General features: G+C 69.4%; 19 protein-coding genes and 1 pseudogene. 12 read left to right on the top strand and 8 right to left on the bottom strand.

Going from position 1 to position 18,517, the window contains the following annotated elements; genetic code table 11:
- The first annotated feature begins 165 nt into the window (after window positions 1–165).
- Complete coding sequence (locus VJT49_RS35135) at window positions 166–1,152, top strand: hypothetical protein (protein ID WP_414635878.1); 987 nt, start codon at window positions 166–168, stop codon at window positions 1,150–1,152.
- 21 nt (window positions 1,153–1,173) lie between these two features.
- Here VJT49_RS35135 and VJT49_RS08775 read toward each other — a convergent pair.
- Together VJT49_RS08775 and VJT49_RS08770 are read right to left on the bottom strand one after the other, a co-directional pair.
- Window positions 1,174–2,412, bottom strand: a pseudogene (locus VJT49_RS08775) (MFS transporter); the annotation flags it as partial.
- A 92-nt stretch (window positions 2,413–2,504) separates the two neighbouring features.
- Window positions 2,505–2,927: a MarR family transcriptional regulator gene (locus tag VJT49_RS08770; RefSeq protein WP_324164286.1), complete on the bottom strand. Its 423-nt coding sequence runs from the start codon at window positions 2,925–2,927 to the stop codon at window positions 2,505–2,507.
- On the opposite strand from VJT49_RS08770, the gene VJT49_RS35130 reads away from it, so the two are divergent.
- On the top strand, window positions 2,826–3,212 hold the full coding sequence (locus VJT49_RS35130; RefSeq protein WP_414635881.1) for a helix-turn-helix domain-containing protein: 387 nt from the start codon (window positions 2,826–2,828) through the stop codon (window positions 3,210–3,212). The genes VJT49_RS08770 and VJT49_RS35130 overlap by 102 nt on opposite strands.
- Here the strand turns inward: VJT49_RS35130 and VJT49_RS08765 are convergent.
- Window positions 3,151–4,590 (bottom strand): NCS2 family permease, encoded by a 1,440-nt coding sequence (locus VJT49_RS08765; protein WP_324164217.1) that lies wholly within the window; start codon window positions 4,588–4,590, stop codon window positions 3,151–3,153. The two genes, VJT49_RS35130 and VJT49_RS08765, sit on opposite strands and share 62 nt — an antisense overlap.
- Window positions 4,591–4,653: 63 nt before the next feature.
- On the opposite strand from VJT49_RS08765, the gene VJT49_RS08760 reads away from it, so the two are divergent.
- A complete protein-coding gene (locus VJT49_RS08760) occupies window positions 4,654–4,941 on the top strand; it encodes a DUF2530 domain-containing protein (RefSeq protein WP_324164216.1) in 288 nt (95 codons plus the stop codon).
- A 145-nt stretch (window positions 4,942–5,086) separates the two neighbouring features.
- Here VJT49_RS08760 and VJT49_RS08755 read toward each other — a convergent pair whose 3' ends face one another.
- Window positions 5,087–7,900, bottom strand: a complete 2,814-nt coding sequence (locus VJT49_RS08755) for a sacsin N-terminal ATP-binding-like domain-containing protein (RefSeq protein WP_414635877.1) — start codon at window positions 7,898–7,900, stop codon at window positions 5,087–5,089.
- Window positions 7,887–8,675 carry a DUF3027 domain-containing protein gene (locus VJT49_RS08750; RefSeq protein WP_324164214.1) on the bottom strand — a complete coding sequence of 263 codons (789 nt, stop codon included), beginning with the start codon at window positions 8,673–8,675 and terminating at the stop codon, window positions 7,887–7,889. Before VJT49_RS08750 ends, VJT49_RS08755 begins: the two co-directional genes overlap by 14 nt.
- A gap of 87 nt (window positions 8,676–8,762) precedes the next feature.
- Between VJT49_RS08750 and VJT49_RS08745 the strand changes: the two genes are divergently transcribed.
- From VJT49_RS08745 to VJT49_RS08735, 3 genes are all read left to right on the top strand, one after another.
- The gene (locus VJT49_RS08745; RefSeq protein WP_414635876.1) at window positions 8,763–9,533 is read left to right on the top strand and encodes a glutaminyl-peptide cyclotransferase; all 771 of its coding nucleotides are present in this window, start codon (window positions 8,763–8,765) and stop codon (window positions 9,531–9,533) included.
- A 157-nt stretch (window positions 9,534–9,690) separates the two neighbouring features.
- Window positions 9,691–11,247 (top strand): MFS transporter, encoded by a 1,557-nt coding sequence (locus VJT49_RS08740; protein WP_324164213.1) that lies wholly within the window; start codon window positions 9,691–9,693, stop codon window positions 11,245–11,247.
- A 10-nt stretch (window positions 11,248–11,257) separates the two neighbouring features.
- Window positions 11,258–11,758: a DUF2771 family protein gene (locus VJT49_RS08735; protein ID WP_324164212.1), complete on the top strand. Its 501-nt coding sequence runs from the start codon at window positions 11,258–11,260 to the stop codon at window positions 11,756–11,758.
- 15 nt (window positions 11,759–11,773) lie between these two features.
- Here VJT49_RS08735 and VJT49_RS08730 read toward each other — a convergent pair whose 3' ends face one another.
- Window positions 11,774–12,160 (bottom strand): cold-shock protein, encoded by a 387-nt coding sequence (locus tag VJT49_RS08730; RefSeq protein WP_324164284.1) that lies wholly within the window; start codon window positions 12,158–12,160, stop codon window positions 11,774–11,776.
- A 130-nt stretch (window positions 12,161–12,290) separates the two neighbouring features.
- On the opposite strand from VJT49_RS08730, the gene VJT49_RS08725 reads away from it, so the two are divergent.
- Window positions 12,291–12,512: a hypothetical protein gene (locus tag VJT49_RS08725; protein ID WP_324164211.1), complete on the top strand. Its 222-nt coding sequence runs from the start codon at window positions 12,291–12,293 to the stop codon at window positions 12,510–12,512.
- Here the strand turns inward: VJT49_RS08725 and VJT49_RS08720 are convergent.
- Window positions 12,490–13,107 carry an HAD family hydrolase gene (locus tag VJT49_RS08720; protein ID WP_324164209.1) on the bottom strand — a complete coding sequence of 206 codons (618 nt, stop codon included), beginning with the start codon at window positions 13,105–13,107 and terminating at the stop codon, window positions 12,490–12,492. The two genes, VJT49_RS08725 and VJT49_RS08720, sit on opposite strands and share 23 nt — an antisense overlap.
- An 81-nt stretch (window positions 13,108–13,188) precedes the next feature.
- Between VJT49_RS08720 and VJT49_RS08715 the strand changes: the two genes are divergently transcribed.
- A complete protein-coding gene (locus VJT49_RS08715; RefSeq protein ID WP_324164208.1) occupies window positions 13,189–13,794 on the top strand; it encodes a TetR/AcrR family transcriptional regulator in 606 nt (201 codons plus the stop codon).
- Window positions 13,795–13,796: 2 nt separating this feature from the next.
- Window positions 13,797–14,756: a R2-like ligand-binding oxidase gene (locus VJT49_RS08710; RefSeq protein WP_324164207.1), complete on the top strand. Its 960-nt coding sequence runs from the start codon at window positions 13,797–13,799 to the stop codon at window positions 14,754–14,756.
- 36 nt (window positions 14,757–14,792) lie between these two features.
- Here the strand turns inward: VJT49_RS08710 and VJT49_RS08705 are convergent, their stop codons facing one another.
- Window positions 14,793–16,148, bottom strand: coding sequence for a hypothetical protein (locus tag VJT49_RS08705; RefSeq protein WP_324164206.1), 1,356 nt, complete (start codon window positions 16,146–16,148; stop codon window positions 14,793–14,795).
- A 310-nt stretch (window positions 16,149–16,458) separates the two neighbouring features.
- On the opposite strand from VJT49_RS08705, the gene VJT49_RS08700 reads away from it, so the two are divergent.
- From VJT49_RS08700 to VJT49_RS08690, 3 genes are read left to right on the top strand one after another with little or no spacing between them, the layout of a single operon-like run.
- Window positions 16,459–17,052 carry a ferric reductase-like transmembrane domain-containing protein gene (locus VJT49_RS08700; RefSeq protein WP_324164205.1) on the top strand — a complete coding sequence of 198 codons (594 nt, stop codon included), beginning with the start codon at window positions 16,459–16,461 and terminating at the stop codon, window positions 17,050–17,052.
- A complete protein-coding gene (locus VJT49_RS08695; RefSeq protein ID WP_324164204.1) occupies window positions 17,049–17,249 on the top strand; it encodes a ferredoxin in 201 nt (66 codons plus the stop codon). Before VJT49_RS08700 ends, VJT49_RS08695 begins: the two co-directional genes overlap by 4 nt.
- Entirely contained in the window at window positions 17,246–18,511 is a 1,266-nt protein-coding gene (locus VJT49_RS08690; RefSeq protein WP_324164203.1) for an NAD(P)/FAD-dependent oxidoreductase, read from the top strand. Before VJT49_RS08695 ends, VJT49_RS08690 begins: the two co-directional genes overlap by 4 nt.
- Window positions 18,512–18,517 lie beyond the last annotated feature (6 nt).

The raw sequence follows: 18,517 nt of genomic DNA, 5'->3' as shown, positions 1-18,517 counted from the left end.
GCCAGTTCCCGAACTGACTGCCGCTCCCACCACGAAGCGACGACATGAGGTTAGCCTAACCTAAGCAATCCGGCAAGCCAATCTTCGGCGACCGGGATTTCCGCACCGGACCGCTTCCACCACCGCCCTCAACGGAAGCGCTTGGCACCGCTGTAGCCTCCCCGGGTGAAGACGTCGACAGTGGTCGCCATCCTCATCGCGGTGCTGCTGTTCTTCGCCTCCGTCGCGGCTGCCACGGGTTATCTGTGGACACGCCACGAGCAGGGCGGGCAGGCGAGCACCGCCGGGCTGCTGCCCACCACCTGGCCGACCGGGGAAGGCCGCGCCCTGCGTCCCGTGCCGATCCCCGCGGGTGAGCTGGTCTCTGCGTTACCACCGGATTCCGTTCCACAGGTGCTGTGCCAGGCGCTGAGCCAGGAACGCTGGAACCACCTCCTCGGCGGGACCACTCTGCGCGAGGTCAGGGGCAAGTCCTGCCATCTCGTCACCGAGACGCTGGACGTCAGCCTGGATCTCGACGGGACGCCCGCGGCCGTGCGGGAAGCCCGCCAGGTGGACATCGCCGGGCACCCGGGCGAGGTCGAGTTCCCCGAGCCGAAGGTGAACGCGCGGCTGAACGTGCGCCTGGTCGCCGCGGCACCGACCGACCAGATCCGGCCCTACCTCCGCGTGGGTTTCAGCCGGGCCACGGATCGCCCGGGACCGGCGCTGGACGAGCTGATCACCACGGTCGCCCGTGAAGTGGTCGCAACGACCATGACGGCCGATCTGCCGCTGCCGCCGGTGGCACCGGACGGGACCATCCCGATGCGTCAAGCCGATCCGGTGCCAGGTCACGGCATTCTCGACTCACCGTGGCCGGCGATCTCGTGGCAGCTGTGCACCCGGCTGGCCCGAGAACTCGCAGGTACCCCCAGACCGGCATTCGACGGCCGCTGCACCGTCCGCGGCATCCAGGTCGCCTACACCGACGCCGTTTCGCCGCGGCGTTATCCCGACACCATCGCCGGCAGGCCGGCCCTGGTCACCGCCGATTTGGTGGCGATCAGGCTCACCGACGACACAGTCCAGGAGCTGACCTTCACCGGCAGCGGCCGGTCGCTCGAGGCGCTCGCCGAGAAGGTCCTGCCCGCTCTGCTCGGTACCGCCTGACGGGCTTGCCCTGCCGGTGAACAGCACATGGAAACCGGTGAACGGGCGGGCCCGCCAGGTCACCCCGCCTCGGCGGAGCAGCGCGACCGCGCAGACGGCCGCGGCGAGCATGGAGACAACGCCGCCGACGAAGAACGGCGACCGGCCGCCGAAGGTGTCGGCCATCCAGCCGACCATCGGCCCGCCGACCGGATTGCCGCCGATCATCACCAGCACGTAGATGCCCATCACCCGGCCCCGCATCTCGGGGCCGACCGCGGTCTGGACCAGTGCGTTGGCGGTGTTGAGGAAGGTGATCGTGGCGAACCCCAGCGGCACCAGGGCCAGGCCGAACGCCAGATACGTCGGCATGAGCCCGGCGAAGAACTCCACCGCGCCAAGGCCGAACGCGGCGGCCAGCAGCAGGCGAACCCGGGGCTTGCCCTTCGCGCCGCGGCGCGCGGCCAGCAGCGAGCCGGTGAAGCTGCCCACCGCGAGCAAGGTGGACAACAGGCCGTAGCCGTCGGCCTCGGTGCCGAACACGTTCCCGGCGATGATGGCCAGTGACGTGAAGAAGGTGATGCCGAAGGTGCTCACGAAGAACATCAGGGCCATCACGGTCACCAGGTCCAACCGGCCGCGGACGTAGGCGAGCCCTTCGCGAAGCTGGCCCTTGGTGCGCGCGAGCGCCGGCGCACGGTAGAGCTGGTCGGAGTTCATCAGCAACAGGCCGGCGATCACGGCGAGGGTGCTCACCGCGTTCGCCAGGAACATCCAGCCCGTCCCCACCAGGGTGATCGCGAACCCGGCGATCGCTGGGCCGACGATCCGGGCCATGTTGAACACCGACGAGTTGAGCGCGACCGCGTTGGCGATCTGCTTGCGCCCCACCATTTCCGCCACGAAGGCCTGCCGGGCGGGCACATCCAGCGCGGTGAACGCGCCGAGCACGACGCACAGCACGTACACCTGCCACAGCGTGACAACGCCCGTCACGTCGAGCAGCCCCAGCACCAGCGCCTGCACGGCCGAGCCGCTCTGGATGAAGACGCACAGTCTGCGCTTGTCCATGCGGTCGGCGAGTACCCCGGCCCACAGTGACAGCAGCAGCGTCGGCGCGAACTGCAGAGCCACCGCGACGCCGAGCGCGACCGGGCTGTTCCCGGAAAGCCGGAACACGAGCCAGTCCTGGGCGATGCGCTGCATCCAGGTGCCGATGTTGGAGATCACCTGACCGGAAAAGAACAGCCGGTAGTTCCGCACTCGCAGGGAGGCGAACATGCTTTCTTTACGGGCCGGTGGTGGGGCCTGTCCCCGGGTAGCTGTGGTTGTCGGAAAGGACTTCTGCTCGCCACCCGTGTTCGGCCGCACTGTTATTCGTTCCCCGCCATCCTGTCGATGATCTCGGCGGCGTGGGAGAGCACTTCGCGCTCCTCGCCGCTCAACTCCGCCAGCTTGCGGTCCAACCAGGCCTCACGAACGGAGATCGTCTCCCGCACGAAGCTCAGGCCCACCGGGGTCAGCGTCACGATCGACTGCCTCCCGTCGGTGGGGTGCGGGCTGCGCTCGACGTACCCGAGGTCTTCGAGCGCCGCGATCACCCTCGTCATCGACGGCGGCTGGACGCCTTCCTTCGCGGCCAGTTTGCTCGGCGTGAGCGACCCGCACTTGTACAGCGTGGACAACGCCGCGAGCTGCGTCAGCGTGACGTTCTGGCCGGCCCGCTGTGCCCTCAATTTGCGGTTCAGCCGCACCACCGCGAGCCGCAACCGGCTCGCCAGCGCAGGCTCCCGCATATCGGACACATATTTAGCATACCTTACGATCCACACCGCAGTCGCGGTCTGACCCAGCAGCATCTCGCCGACCGGATGGGCGTCACCGAGGGACGGGTCTCCCAGATCGAGCAGGGCAAGGTGTCGGGCCTGGACGTGCCTGCCCGCTACGCTGCCGCGATCAGCGGCACGCGCGATCTACTTCGACGACGGCGACATCGCCGCCATCGCCTGAACAACCAGGTCACCGGAGGGCGGCTTGGATGGGGCCGATGGCGAAGTAGACGACGAACGCCAGCGAGATGACCCACATCAGCGGGTGGATCTCACGGATCTTGCCCGTTGCCACCCGGATCACCGTGTAGCTGATGAACCCGGCGCCGATGCCGTTGGCGATCGAGTAGGTGAACGGCATCACCACGATCGTGAGGAACGCGGGCAGTGCCACGGAGAAGTCGGTGAAGTCGATGTCGCGGACCTGGCCGATGAGCAGCGCACCGACCACCACCAGCGCGGGCGCGGCCGCTTCGACCGGCACCGACTGGTACAGCGGGGTGAGGAACATCGCCGCGATGAACAGGATCCCGGTGACGATGTTCGCCAGGCCCGTCCTGGCACCCTCGGCGATACCGGAGGCGGACTCCACGAAGACCGTGTTGGAACTGGCCGAGCCGAACCCGCCGGCCGCTCCCGCCAGGCCCTCGACGAACAGCGCCCGGCCGACACGCGGCAGTTGCCCGTCGGGAGCGAGCTGTCCGGCTTCCTTGGCCAGGCCGGTCATGGTGCCCATCGCGTCGAAGAAGTCGGCCAGCACGAGCGTGAACACCAGCAGGATCACGGTGAGCACCGGCAACCGCGTCCACGCGCCGAAGGACACCTGCCCGACCAGCGACAGATCGGGCAGGCCGACGATCCGGCTGGGCAGCGCCGGGTAACCGAGGTTCCAGCCCTTCGGGTTGGTGCCGTTGGACGGGCCCGCGTGCACGAGGGACTCGACGATGATCGCCAGCACGGTCGTGGCGAGCACGCCGATCAGGATGCCGCCGCGCACCCGCTTCGCCACCAGGATCCCGGTGATCAGCAGCCCGGCCACGAACACCGCGGTCGGCCAGGACGCGATCGATCCGCCGATGCCCAGGCCCACCGGCACCGTGGTGTTCGCCGCGTCCGGCAGCCGCCGCACGAACCCGGCGTCGACCAGGCCGATGAAGCAGATGAACAGGCCGATGCCGACCGCGATGGCCGACTTGAGCGCCGCGGGCACGGCGTTGAACACCGCGGTGCGGAATCCGGTGAACACCAGCAGCACGATGATCAGGCCCTCGATCACCACCAGGCCCATCGCCTCCGGCCAGGTGACCTGCGGGGCGATGGTGACCGCGACCAGGCTGTTGATGCCGAGCCCGGTGGCGATGGCGAACGGGTACCGCGCGATCAGTCCCATCATGATGGTCATCACACCGGCCACCAGCGCGGTGACCGCGGCGACCTGCGGCACCGGGAGGATGTTGCCCAGCACGTCCTTGTGCGCGCCGGCGTCCGTGGGCGAGAAACTGCCGATGATCAGCGGGTTGAGCACGACGATGTAAGCCATCGTGACGAAGGTGACCAGACCGCCGCGGATTTCCCGCCCGGTGGTCGAGCCCCGTTCGCTGATCCGGAAGAACCGGTCGATCGTCGACATGCCGTCCCACCTTGTTTCGAACCCGATCGGGTTAACCGCGCATCCGCGGGTAGCCTTCCTGACGTGGCCGATTCGATCAACTCCCGGGTGGCGAAGGGCACCTTGCGTCCGGTACCCGAGCTGCCGCCCCGGCTGATCGACCTGTTCCCGATCGTGCTGGTCGGCACCGGGCTGTGGCTGGCCGCCTTCGTGGTGTTGCTGGTCCACGCGCTCATCAGCGACCAGGCGCCCGGCGTGTGGCTGTGGACCACCGTCGCCGGCGTCGTGATCAGCTGCATGGGCCTGGGCATCATGAGCTGGCAACGCGCCGCCGCCCGCCGCGGCTCGAGAAGCGCCCAAACCGGCCTCTAACCGCGCGAGTCCGTCCTCGCGACAGGCGAGTCCAGGTCTCCCGACGCGCGAGTCCAGCTTTCGCGACGCGCGAGTCCAGCTTTCGCGGTGGGCGAGTCCAGCTTTCGCGGTGGGCGAGTTCGGCTTTCCGGCCGCTGCGCGGGCGCTAGGCGTACGCCGCCACCGGGTCCGAGCCCTCGAGCAGGGCCGTGATCAGGTGCCGGTCGGGCCAGCGCTCGCAGGCCCAGGCGAAGGCGCGGGCGAGACCGAACGGCGTGTCCTCCGCGTGATGTTCCCCGTGAAACCGACCACTTTCGACCCACCACGGCGCGGCACGCTTGACACCGTCGACCTCGACCGCCAACTCTTCGTGCACGAGTACTCCGCCGTCCGGCAGCGGGATGTCGAGCAACTCGGCCACCAGGGTGATCGCGGTCAGCTCCAACCACGGAACGTACTCACCATCGTCCGGTACGCGCGCCGAAACCAGTTCGCTCAGCACCGGAACGTCCAGCAACTCGGCCAGCAGTTCGGCCCGCCCCGGCACCTCGAACAACTCGACGGCGACCAGCCGGTCCGACGGCCAGACGGGGACCAGCCACGGCCGGTCGAGGACGGCGGCGTGTTCGGCGTCGAGCACCGTGCCGTCGACGGCGCGCACCCGTTCGGGCGGAGCCAGTTCGGACCAGTCGAGATCGGCGTCCGCCACGGCCGCATAAGCCCGCGACGTCAGGCCGGACGCGATCGAGCGCGATGGGTCACCCAGCCGGTCCAGCAGGTCGGCCGCGTCGTCGAGATCGGCGACACCCAGTTCGGTGCGCACGCCGATCGCGGCGAGCACGTCCAGCGCTTTCTGGGGGTGCAACCCCCAGATCCCGCCTGGGGCCAAGCCTCCAGACCCGCTCCGGACGCCGACCTCGGGCACCGGGTCGTACAACCCGGCCAACGCCGTGGCGTCCGGCATCCGCCAGTCCTCCGGCGCGCGGCCGGCGAGCACCGCGTTCCGGGCGAGCCACTGGCCGGACGGACCGCTCAGCGCCTGCCAGGTTTCCCGCTCACCGGCGAGCAACCCCAGCGCCTGCGGCCACGCTTCGTCGGCGACCAGGTCGAGATCGCGGATCTCCCCGCCGGCCACCGCGAAACCTTCGACCGCCCCGACCCTCGTCAACGCGCCGGCGGGCCAATCCGCGGCGAAATCGGGATCCAGCACGGAATACGGGCCGTCCGGACCAAGCATGTCGGGATCGAACACCTCGAGCAGCGGCGAACCGGGCAAGATCAGCTCGTCGGCTCGCCGCCAAGTGTCCTCAGTGGGCAGTGCGAGCGCGCCCAGCCCGCTCACCCCGGCCTCCGACGCCAGTCGCAGCACGGCCTCGGCGAGCGGCAGAGTGTCCAAACCGGACTGTGCGTCTTCGACGCTGCGGTCCACCGCTTCCCGCAGCGCGGGCGCGTCGAGCAGGTCGCCCGCGTCGGCTCGTTTCGCGCCGAGGCGCTCAAGCAGAGTATGAGCGGCGTCAGGGTGCACCAGACGCAGGCCGGTCACCTCCGCCCGTGCCAGCAAATCCAGCAGTTCGCCGCCGAACTGCAGGGCACCACGGGGACCGGGCACGGTCCGGCCGTCGGCCAGCGGAACCGGCAGTGCCCCGAGGTCGTCGGTGGAGACGGAGTGCGCCTCCAGCAACGTCAGCAGGACTTCGTAAAGGGAATGCCACCAGGCGACCGGACGGTCGACGCCGGTCAGGATCTCGACCAGTTCCGGCATGTCGAGCCGCTCGGCGCCGACGACGGCGAGCGCGCCCACGGCGTCGGGACCGCACGGCGTGGCCAGCCGCGGCACGATCTCCGCCAGCAACTCGACCAGTTCCGGCGAATCGACGCTCAGTACGCGCGCGCCCGAACAAGGCAGCTCGCCACCCGCGGCGGCGGGCAGCCACGCCTGCCCGGCCAGCTCCCGGAGCACCAGCTCCCGCAACTGGCCGTCTACTTCGGACAGCGGGAACCCGGCCCGTGGCACCAGGGCGAGGCGCTGCTCCGGCGCGAGGAGGCGAACCAGTTCGGGGTAGCCCCAAGCCGCCGTCCGGAGTGCCGCTTCCGAACCTGGAAGCAGACGGCGGCGCGACGGCTCGAGCGGCACGGAAGCAAGCAAGCGGGCGGGCAGCGACAGCCGCTCGTCGGTCGGTGTCGGAGCGTGCAGCACGTCGTGTGAAAACGCTTCCGGCTCACCGTCGAAGGGAACGGCCCAGACGCACCCATTCCCGTTCCAGGTCAGCCAGCGCCGGACGGAATCCGGCGCGGACAGCTCGACCAGACCGTCGACTTCGGATCTGGTCCAGGCGACGCCGTCGACCTCGACGCGCGCCAGCCACGGCAGGGCGAGCAGCAGATCCTCGACCTCCCCGGCCAAGCGGTCGAGCAGGTCCTCCGGGTCGATGTCGTCGGCCAACGGCAGCCGGACCTCGGTGTCGAAGCCCTCCGGCGGTTCGTCACCGGCAGGCCACGGCAGCCGGAGCACGGGAACGTCGCCCTCGCGCCCGGCCGCCTCCCGGGTCGCCTCGGCCGAGAACGCGACCCCGCCGGTCCGCGAGATCACCCGGGGTTCGCCGGTGACCGCGAGCACCGCGGCGAAACCGACCCCGAACTGGCCGACCGCGCCGTTCTCCTTCCGCGACGCGCGCAGCGAGGAAAGCGCTTCGACACCGGCGGAATCCAGCGGGGCGCCGGTGTTCGCGAACCGCAGTTCACCGTCCACAACGGACACCCGGACCGCACCTGGCGTGCCCACGGACATCGCCGCGTCGGCGGCGTTCTGCGCCAGTTCCACGAAGAGCCGGTCGCGGTAGGCGCCCACCCGGAGATCACGTTCGGCGTTGGTGTCCTCGGTGAACCGGGTCGGCGAGTCGCGCCACGAGCGCAGCACGGACTCCCGCAGGGCTTCGGTGCCGAAGGGATCCTCGGTCACGAGAGGGTCATTCGCCGTCATCGGCGTGGACCGCGTCGGCCAACGGCTCCATGTCCAGCAGCGAATCGTCGTAGACCAGTTCGGCCACCGGCACCGAGGAGGTCAGCTCGACCTCGACCTCGGAATGCGCGCCACAGCCGTACTCGGCGTTGACCACATGCCCGTCGGCCGGGGAGATCTCGTTGCCGCACACGCCGAACGCGGCTCGCAGTGAGCCGGCCAGCGGCAGGTAGAACCCGCACGTGCCGCAGCTTCCCGGCGCGCTGCGGGCCATGTCGGAGCGAGGCCCGAACTCGCCGTTACGCCACCGTGAGGCCACTTCCTGACGACCGAAGCGGGAAAGCACGTGCACCCGGCCGAGCCCGGCCTCGTGCGCGACCGCTTCCACCGCGGAGTCGTCGGAGGCCAGGTAGGCGGGGACCAGCCGCGGATCGTCTCCGTCGGTGGGAAGGATGTCGCCGACCCCGAGGTCACCGGCCCGCACCCGCCGCTCCCACGGCACCCACTTCGGCGCGACCAGCGCCTCCGGTCCCGGCGTGAGCACGACCTCGCTCACCGTCACCGGCATGCCGAGCCCGCAGGTGGCGACCGTGACCGACCAGTGCCAGCCCCGGTAGCCGGGCACCCACGCCTCGAACAGGTGACTCACGGCCACGGCGTCCTCGTGCCGGACCCCGGCGTGCGGACCGACCTGCTCGGCCCCCGCTTCGGCGACCGCGGCCTCGCGGGCAAACTCGACGGCGTCGACCAGGGCTCGCCGGACGGAACCGTCGTCCAGGGTGAGCAGCAGCGTCATAAGTCAATTGTGCAGCGGCGGTGACGGGGATACACGTTCGGGTCAGATGAGGCTGCGACTTCACTTCCGACATGTCAGGGTGTGCCCGTGCGCATACTTCTCGCCATCATCCTCGTGGTCACGCTCACCGCTTGCGCGACCGCCAACTCGAGCAAGGGCAACGTCCCGAGCTTGCGGCTCGAGGTGCTGGCGACCCTGCCGCACGACAGGGGGTCCTTCACCGAGGGTCTGGAAATCTCCGGCGAAACGCTGTACGAGAGCACCGGGCTCGAGGACCGCTCGTTCGTGCATGCCGGCCCGGTGGGCCGGCCCCCCACGATCAGCACGGACTCGTTGCCGTCCCCGATGTTCGGCGAGGGCATCACCGTGCTCGGCCCCACGATGTGGCAGCTCACCTGGAAGGACGGCATCGCCATCGAGCGCGACACCGCCACCCTGGCGGAGCTGCGCCGCGTCAGGTACGAGGGCGAGGGCTGGGGACTGTGCCACGAGCAGGGCAGGCTGGTCATGAGCAACGGCACCGACCGGCTCACCTTTCGCGACCCGGCGAGCTTCGCCGAGCTCGGCGAGGTCACCGTCCACTCGGTGAACAAGACGTACTCCCAGCTCAACGAACTGGAGTGCGTGGACGGCAACGTCTACGCCAATGTCTGGCAGACCGACTACATCCTCCGCATCGATCCCGCGACCGGCGTGGTCACCGGGCTGATCGACGCGTCCGGCCTGCTCACCGCCGAACAGCAGCAGGGCGCGGACGTGCTCAACGGTATCGCGGCGATCCCCGGAACCGACGAGTTCCTCATCACCGGCAAGCTCTGGCCGGTGACATTCCGGGCACGGTTCCTGCCCGCGAGTTGAGGTGCGTGCTGAAGAACCACGCAGGTTCAGGCAAGATTGACGCGTGGGGCGCAAACGGAAATGGACGCCGGAACCCGGGGCCGGCCAACCGTGGCGTCCCGATGCCCCACCCCGGCGCCCGGTGGCCGCGCGAGATCAGGCACGCCGCCCCCCGCACATGACGGAGCCGATCGACCCTTACCCGAGGAGTGATCGCGCCGCCCCGCCGCCTCCCGGAGCCCGCCCTTACCCACCGCGGCAACCGCCGCCGCGAAGGACGGAACCGCTCTACGAGCACTACGACACCGACGGCGGTTATCCGCGGCCCCCGCGCGAGGAGACCCACCGCAACCACAGCGAGGCAGCCGCGGGCACGTTCCCGCGTATCCCGAAGAAGATCACGGTCACCCGCGTCGCGATGATGCGCGGCCGCGAACTCGGCGGCCGGGCCGTCAACGCCTTCCATCGGGCGACGAAGGCCGACGGCGCCGAGAAGTCCGGGCTCACGTCGCTGACCTACGCGGTGATGCTGAACTACGCCAGTGACGCGGCGATGGCCGTGGCGCTGGCCAACACCCTGTTCTTCGCCGCGACCAGCGGGCAGGGCCGCGGCAAGGTTGCGCTCTACCTGCTCGTCACGATCGCCCCGTTCGCGCTGGTCGCACCGGTGATCGGACCGGCACTGGACCGGATCCAGCGCGGCAGGCGGCTCGCCATGTGCGTGTCGTCGCTCGGGCAGGCGCTGATGGCGGCGATCATGGCGCTGCACTTCGACGACTGGGGGCTGTACCCGGCCGCGCTGGGCATGATGGTGCTGTCCAAATCGTTCACCGTGCTGAAGTCGGCGATCACGCCACGGGTGCTGCCGCCGGAGATCACCCTGTCCAAGACCAACGCGCGGCTGACCGTGTTCGGCCTGGCCGCCGCCGGGGTGTTCGGCGCTGTCGCCAGCGGGGTGAACTCGATCTTCGGCTCGGGGGGCGCGCTGTGGTTCACGGCGCTGATCTGTCTCGCGGCCGCGTGGCAGTCGATGCGCATTCCGGCCTGGGTGGAGGTCACCGAGGGTGAGGTGCCGGCCACGCTCAAGCTGCGTGCCGGGAAGAGCCGCCAGCCGCTGGGCCAGGACGTCGTGGTCGCGTTGTGGGGCAACGGGACGATCCGTGTACTCACCGGGTTCCTGATGATGTTCGCCGCGTTCGCCGTGAAGGCGCAGGCCGAGCACAGCGGGGACAGCCCGTTCGTGCAGTTGCTGATGCTCGGTGTCATCGGCGCGGCCGCGGGCGCGGGCGGGTTCGTCGGCAACGGGCTGGGCTCCCGGCTGCATTTCGGGCACCCCAACCAGGTGGTGCTGGCCGTCGGGGTGGCGACGCTGGTCTCGACCGTGCTCGGCGCGATCTTCGCCGGGATCGTCACGGCCGCGATCGTCGGCCTCGTGGGCGCCACGGCCAGCGCGCTGGCGAAGGTGAGCCTGGACGCGGTGATCCAGGAGGACCTGCCCGAGGAGTCGCGGGCCTCGGCGTTCGGCCGATCGGAAACCGTGTTGCAGCTCGCGTGGGTCTTCGGCGGCGCGGTCGGATTGCTGCTACCGCCCATCTACTGGGTCGGCTTCCTGGTGGTTTCGCTGCTGCTGGCGATCGGGCTGGCGCAGACCTTCCTGGTCCGGAGCGGGACTTCGCTGCTGCCGGGTCTGGGCGGCAGGCGGCCCCGACACCCGGCGCGCACTGCCGACTCGTAGTGTTTCACCCATGCGGAGGCTGTGGCGCAACGTGGTGGTGCTGGTCGGTGGCGTGCTCGCGCTGAGCGGATGCTCGGCCGCGGGGCCGCCCGAGGTCACCTTCTATTCGGACGGCCACACGGTGAACGCCAGGCCGCTGAAGGAATGCGACGCGCTGGTACGCGACTGCACCGCGGACCCGGACGCCGCGGTCAGCCTCAAGGTCCGCCCGGGCAAGCCGGTGCAGGTGTCGGTGCCGTCGGAGATCGGCGACACGCCGTGGCTGGTGATCACCCAGTACGCCGACGCCACCGGCACGCTCAAGGCCAAGCAACAGTTCTTTTCGCCCAACGCCAAGCTCGCCTACACGGCCACTTCGGACACGCCCGCGGATCAGCTCATGGTGGTCGAGGTGCAGCAGCTGGGGGCGGCCTACGCCGCGGACGCGGCGGGTAATCCGGTCCTCGACGAAAACGGCAATCCCCAGCTTCTCGCCCGCGCCTACTGGTCGCTGCAGGTTCAGCCCGGTTAAGCGTTTTCCCGTGGCCTACGGGTCGAGGTCGCGCGCGACGGCCCGCATCACCTCGGCGATCCGCTTGGTGTGCCGGCGGTCCGGGTAGCGGCCCCGGCGCAGATCGGGCTGGACCTTCATCTCCAGCAACTTGATCATGTCCTCGATGAGGCCGTGCAGCTCCTCGGCCGGCCTGCGCCGCGCCTCCACCACCGACGGCGGGGCGTCGAGCAGGCGGACGGAAAGGGCCTGCGGGCCGCGCCTGCCGTCGGCCACGCCGAACTCCAGCCGCTGACCTGCCTTGAGTGCCTCGACGCCGTGCGGGAGCGCGGTCTTGCGGATGTAGACGTCTTCGCCACCGTCCTGCGTGACGAAACCGAACCCCTTCTCCGCGTCGTACCACTTGACCTTGCCGGTCGGCACTGCCCTCACCCAATTCCTTCACTCTGTTACACGACGAACGCGCCCTGGGCGTACCCGGGACGCGTACCGTTCAGCCTATCGCTGAAACGTGCCCTATGGGGAGTGGATAGCGCGTTCTAACCTTTGACGCATGGGAACTTCGGCGAAGACATACCCTCGCAAACCCTGGCTCATGCGGCTGGGCATAGGTGTGTTCGCAGTGGGCGTACTCGCCGTGCTGGCCGTATTCGTCATGTTCGCCGCGGGCCTACGTGACCTGCCGGTCTGGCTGAGCGCGGCGGCCGGGGTGGCGACCCCGCTCGGCATCGCGCTCGGCCTGATCGCGCTCGTCAGGGAACACCGAGCCCGCTGACCGCCAGCCAGGCGGGGAACTCGGCGAGTGTGTCGAAGACGACTTTTGCCCCGGCGGCGAGAAGCTCGTCGCGGGTGCACGGGCCGGTGGCGACGCCGATCGGGACCACGTTCGCGGCCTGCGCGCCACGAACGTCCCCGAGATGGTCGCCCACATAGGCAGCTGCGCCGTACTCCTTCAGCGCCGTCGCCTTCTGGTGTGCCCACAACTCGCCGATGAGCACGTCGACGTCGAAACCGAGCGCCTTGACGTGCCGCGCGGCGTTCGGCCGGTACTTTCCGGTGACCACCAGCGTCCGGCCGCCCACCCGGCGCACCGCCGCCAGTGCCTGGTGCGCGCCCGGCAACGCGACCGTCGAGGCGACCACGATGTCCGGGTAGAGCTCGCGGAACCTGGTGACCAGCGCGGGAATGCGGTCTTCCGGCGCGCCGGAGTCCCGGAGCACGTGGTCCAGCGGGGGGCCGAGGTGGGCGGCGAAGTACTCGCCGTCCAGCGGCAGCCCGCTCTCCTCACCGAGCGCGTTCATCACGGCGACCATCCCCGGCCGCGGATCGATGAGGGTCATGTCGAGGTCGAACCCGATGGTGGTCGGCACCCGGGCCACGGTAACGGTTTACAGCACGATTTAAAGAGTCGAAGTTCTTGACATGAGTCATACTTGTGTCAAGCTAGCAGAGTGGCCAAGATCACCTTCATGGAGCAGACGAAGGCATCCCTCCGCGAGGCGCTGCTCGATGCCGCCACCGACCTGCTGGCCACGCACGGCTACGGCGGACTGCGGATGGTCGACGTCGCGGCCGCCGCGGGAGTGAGCAGGCAGACCGTCTACAACGAGTTCGGCAACAAGACGTCCCTCGTCCAGGCCGTGGCGTTGCGTACGACCTCGGAGTTCCTGGAGGGCATCCGCCTGCGGCTCGATTCGGCCGGGGACCTGCTCACCGGCGTGCACGCCGCCGTCGTCTACACGATCGAGCACGCCACGGACAACGAACTCGTCGCCTCGGCGTTGGGCACCCGGGCCGGAGAGGACCTGCTGCCACTGCTGACCACCCGCGGCGAGCCCGTGCTGTCCGCGGCCAGCGGCATGGCCGCGGTGGTTTACCGGGAACTCGCGCCGGATCTCGACGAGCACAGCGCCGAACTGCTCGCGGAAACCGTGGTCCGGCTGGCGTTGAGCCACCTCACGCTGCGAACCCATTCCGCGACCGAGGCCGCGGACATGATCTGCGCCGCCGTCGTCGCCCCGTTCCTAGCCAGTCGCCGATCGTCCACAATGGAGTAGACATGACCGAGACGTTGAGTTCCCACCGCACCGGCTTCGCCTCGCTCCGCGAAGGCGGCCTGAACTGGGATTCCTTCCCCCTGCGGCTGTTCGTCAAGGGAAACCACAAGTTCTGGAACCCCGCCGACATCGACTTCAGCCAGGATCCCACCGGCTGGCAAAGCCTCGATGCCGAAGATGAACGTTCGGCCACCTACCTCTGCGCCCAGTTCATAGCCGGGGAAGAGGCCGTCACGCAGGACATCCAGCCGTTCATGAGGGCGATGGCCGCCGAGGGCCGGTTCGGCGACGAGATGTACCTGACGCAGTTCGCCTTCGAGGAGGCCAAGCACACCGAGGTGTTCCGCCGGTGGATGGACGCGGTCGGGCTGACCGGGGACCTGACGCCGTTCGTGGCCGAAAACCCGTACTACCGCAAGCTTTTCTACGAGGAGCTGCCCGAGTCGATGAGCGTACTGGAGCGGGACCCGAGCCCGGCGAACCAGATCCGCGCGAGTGTCACCTACAACCACGTGATCGAGGGCAGCCTGGCGCTCACCGGGTACTACGCCTGGCAGGTGATCTGCACCGAACGGCGGATCCTGCCCGGAATGCAGGAGCTGGTGAAGCGGATCGGCGACGACGAGCGCAGGCACATGGCCTGGGGGACGTTCACCTGCCGCCGCCACATCGCGGCCGACGACTCACTGTGGGACTCCGTGCAGCAGCGGATGGGTGAGCTGCTGCCGCACGCCCTCGGCATGATCCAGTGGGTCAACGACCAGTTCGCGGAACCCCCGTTCAACCGGGATCCGCAGGAGTTCCTCAACTACGCGGCCGATCGCGCCCAGCGCCGGCTGGGCGCGATCGAGTCGGCGCGAGGCGTTCCGGTCGAGCAGATCGATCTCGACTACTCGCCGGAACACCTCGAGGACACCTTCGGCGAAGAGGACGCGAAGGCGCTTGCCGAGGCGGGCAAGTGAGGGAAGTGTTGCGGGGCAACACTTCCCTCACCGGCCTCACTTGCCGCAGTTGAGTTCCTTGACCGATGCCGCCAACCGTTGCTCGAGGAAGTCGAGCAGGTTGCGGGCGGCCTCCGGGTCTGGCGACGGCGCCTCGGCGAACAGGCCCTGGGCCGCCTTCAGCCGCTGCCGGCCGATGGTGACCATGTTGGTGCAGTACGCCTTGGCGGTGTCCGTGGCCAGGTTCACCGGGGGCTGGTTGACGCCGGCGCGGTACAGGTTCGCCTTCACCAGGTTCGGCTGGTCGTCAACCAGCGTCATCGGGTCGTTCGGTGGAATGAGCGCCGACGGTGGCTGCTGGAAGGCGGCCGCCTGGAGCTCGTTGAGCGCGAGCGACGTGGTGGGCGCGCCACCCGCGGTCAGATCCGGTGCGGTGAACGGCCGGCAGCCGAGAGCCGGCTCGACAAAGGCGTTGAGCAACCGGTTGTCGCTGCCGTTGGCCAGGACCGTCGCGTTCGCGATCGGGTTGCCCGCCTGGGCGGTGCGGCCGTCAGCCGTCGCCAGGTAGGTCGTGTCGACGTTGTCGCTCTGGTCCTGGTCGACCACGCCGAAGTCCCGGACGGTCGGGCAGGGCAGGCCGTCCTTACCGGTGCCGAGCGGGGGAATTACCAGCTTCTTCGCCGCGATCTCGCCGTTGGCGGCGGAGAAGAACGCGGGCGCGTTGCAGTAGGCGAACTGCCCGAACTGCGACTCGCCGAGCCCGTTCACGCAGTTGCCCTGCTCCAGCGAGTTCGCCGTACCCCGCAAGGCGAGCGTGTCACCGTTGAAGCCGAACCAGATGCCGACCACGGCCCCGGCGGGCAGGGTGGGCACGACCGGTGCGGCGGCCGGCTTGGTGCCGCGGTCGATCACCAGCGGGCGATAGACGGACAGCTTTCCGGTGGCGGGGTCGAGAATGGTGGCTTCGACGAACGCCGACTGGCCATCGGTCGCTTCGTGGCAGGCGCCGCCGGGCTCGGTGCCGGTGAGCACGTACGGAGCGGCGAGCCCCTGCGCGGTCAACGGGTTCGCCGGCACCGTCAGCGTGCAGTTGGGGTTGGGCTCGTCCGCTGGCTTCCGCTGGTCGTCCTGGTCCTGCTGGTTCTGCCGACGGCCGCCGTCGGCCGGGTCCTGCTTCCGCTTCCGGTCACCCCTCTCCTTCGTCGGCGGACTCGTCGCCGGTGTCCTGGTCCAGGTCTCCTTGGTGCGCTGAGCCGTTGCGCTCGCCTGGACGTCCTGCCCGCCCGGCCTGTGCTGGGCCGCGAGCGAGGTGAGGCCGAAGGCGAGGGTCAGCGGGATCGCCAGAAGCAGGCCGCCGAACAGAAAACGCCGTACAGGTCGGGATGCACGATGGCGAGCACGTCGTCGGGGCAACGTTTTTCTCCTCGTCCGGTTGGTTTGACAGGCGTTGACCTGTCCCCCCTGCTGAACGGCTCGGAACGCTAGCACGGATAACGGAAAGATCACACCAGGGCGAACGCGTCCAGGTGGGACAACAACCGGCCAAACAGGACAGAAGAAGAACTCTCCTTGGCAGCAAAGGGAAAACGGTGAATCGAGACGCTCACCACTCCCGTTTCCGGGGCGACTCATGTAGGTTGCCTCCCGACAACCGATCGAGACCTAACCGAGATCTTGAGGGTCCTTGCCGGTTGGGGGAGCACCTGGCCCACAGGGAGGGATCGTGTACCAACTGGCGGTGCTCGCCGCGTCGGAGTCCCCGCACGACGCCGGGGTGCACCAGGTGGCCGCGCTGTCGGCCCGGATGGCGTTCGCCTTCATGTGCCTCGGCCTGAGCTGGGGCACCTTCACCAGCACCGGGTGGCTGTACCGGCTGACCGGCCGCCAGGCGACCCGGAGCAGTCACATCGTGTTCGTCACGCTGGCGATCGCCTTCGCGACGATCCACGCGCTGGCCTTCCTGTTCATGGAAAACGACGTGTTCGGCCTTGATGACCTGTTCGTCCCGATGATGTCCCGCGGGCTGCCGGAGGCGCTCGGCACCGTCTCGCTGGAGCTCATGCTCGCCATCTGGCTTTCCAACGCCCTGCAACGGATGTTGCGGTACGGGCAGTGGCTGCGGTTGCACCGGCTCGGCTATCCCGCCGTCGCGCTGGGCGTGCTGCATTCCTTCGTCGGTGCGGCCATCGACGGGCACCTGGAGCCGCTGTGGATCTCCGGCCTGGCGATCGCGGTGCCGACCGCACTGGTGGTCGCGCTGCGGTTCCTGCCGCCCGGGCTGCTGACCCGGTCCGGACTGGTCAAGGCGGAGCGGTGAGCCTGCTGCGGGTGAGCGTGGACAATCACCGGTGCCACCGATATGCCTTCTGCCAGGCCGAAGCGCCCGAGAACTTCAAGGTCACCGAGGACGGCCGCCTCGACTACGAACGCCGGCCGCGCACCCCGGACACCGATCGCGTGCTGATGGCCGCGCGAAGCTGCCCGATGCAGGCAATTCACGTGGAAATGCGATGAAATCCCCCGAACACATCGCGGTGGTGGGAGCCGGGCTGGCCGGGCTCCGCGCCGCCGAACGGCTGCGGGAACTCGGCTTCCACGGGGAACTGACCATCATCGGTGCGGAAAAGCACAAGCCCTACCACCGTCCCGCGCTGTCCAAGCAGTTTCTCGAGGGCGGGCTCCGTGGCCGCGACCTCATGCTGCCGAGCTACTTCGACCTCGACGCGGAATGGCGGCTGGGCACGCCGGTGCAGCGGCTGGATCCCGCGCGGCGCGTGCTGTATCTGCCCGGCGAGCCCCCGGTGCGGTACGACGGGCTGGTCATCGCCACCGGGGTCCGCTCGCGCGCCCTGCCCGGAGCGCCGCTGCGCGACCCCCGCGTGCACATGCTGCGCACGATCGACGACGCGACCGCACTGCACCGCTCACTGGCCGCGTCGGACCTGCCGTGCCTGATCATCGGCGGTGGCTTCACCGCCTGCGAACTCGCCTCGACCCTGCGCGATCTCGGCCGGGACGTGGTGCTGGTGTCCAGGTCGAAGACGTTGCTGCGCGGGGCCTTCGATCCGGTGATGGGCGAGGCGATCACCGGGCTGCACCGGAGCAAGGGCGTCGACGTCCAACTCGGCGCTCAGGTCCGGCACTGGGCTCCCGCCGAACGGGGCGTCGGCGCGTACCTGAGCACCGGGAAGTTCGTCGTCGCCGGGTGCGTGGTCCTCGCGGTCGGCGGCGAGCCCGAGACGGACTGGCTGTACGGCGCGGGTCTCGACATCTCCGACGGCGTGCTGTGCGAGCCGACATGTCACGTGGTCGGGGCGTCGGACGTCGTCGCGGCCGGGGACATGGCTCGATGGCCGAACCGCCGCTTCGGATCGACTCCACGGCGGATCGAACATTGGCTCAACGCCATGGAAATGGGCCGGGCGGCGGCGGAAAGCCTGCTCGCCGGGCGGGCGGCGGCCGTTCCGTTCGAGCCGATGCCCCGGTTCTGGTCGGAACAGTACGGAGTCCGCTTGCAGGCCGCGGGCATGCCGCGCCTCGGACGCCGGGTCGTCCGGCTTTCCGGGGACGCCCGCACCGGCGCAGGGGTACTCGGCTACTTCGCGGATGACCTGCTCGTCGGCGTGGTGGGCCGGGAAAGCCCGCGCGCCATGCTGCACTGGGCGGCCAAGCTGCGCGCGTCGCTGACCCCGGCGGCCGCGGCCGCCGCTACCCGCAGGCGGATCTGGCGGGCCTGGCGGCAAACGACATGTACAGCGGAAGGAGCCACTGCCTAAACTTCG

The sequence above is a fragment of the Amycolatopsis sp. genome, from assembly GCF_035276945.1.
In the GTDB taxonomy this organism is placed as follows: domain Bacteria; phylum Actinomycetota; class Actinomycetes; order Mycobacteriales; family Pseudonocardiaceae; genus Amycolatopsis_E.
The sequence above is the reverse complement of the archived record's forward strand: the minus strand, read 5'-3'. Positions and strand labels throughout refer to the sequence as shown.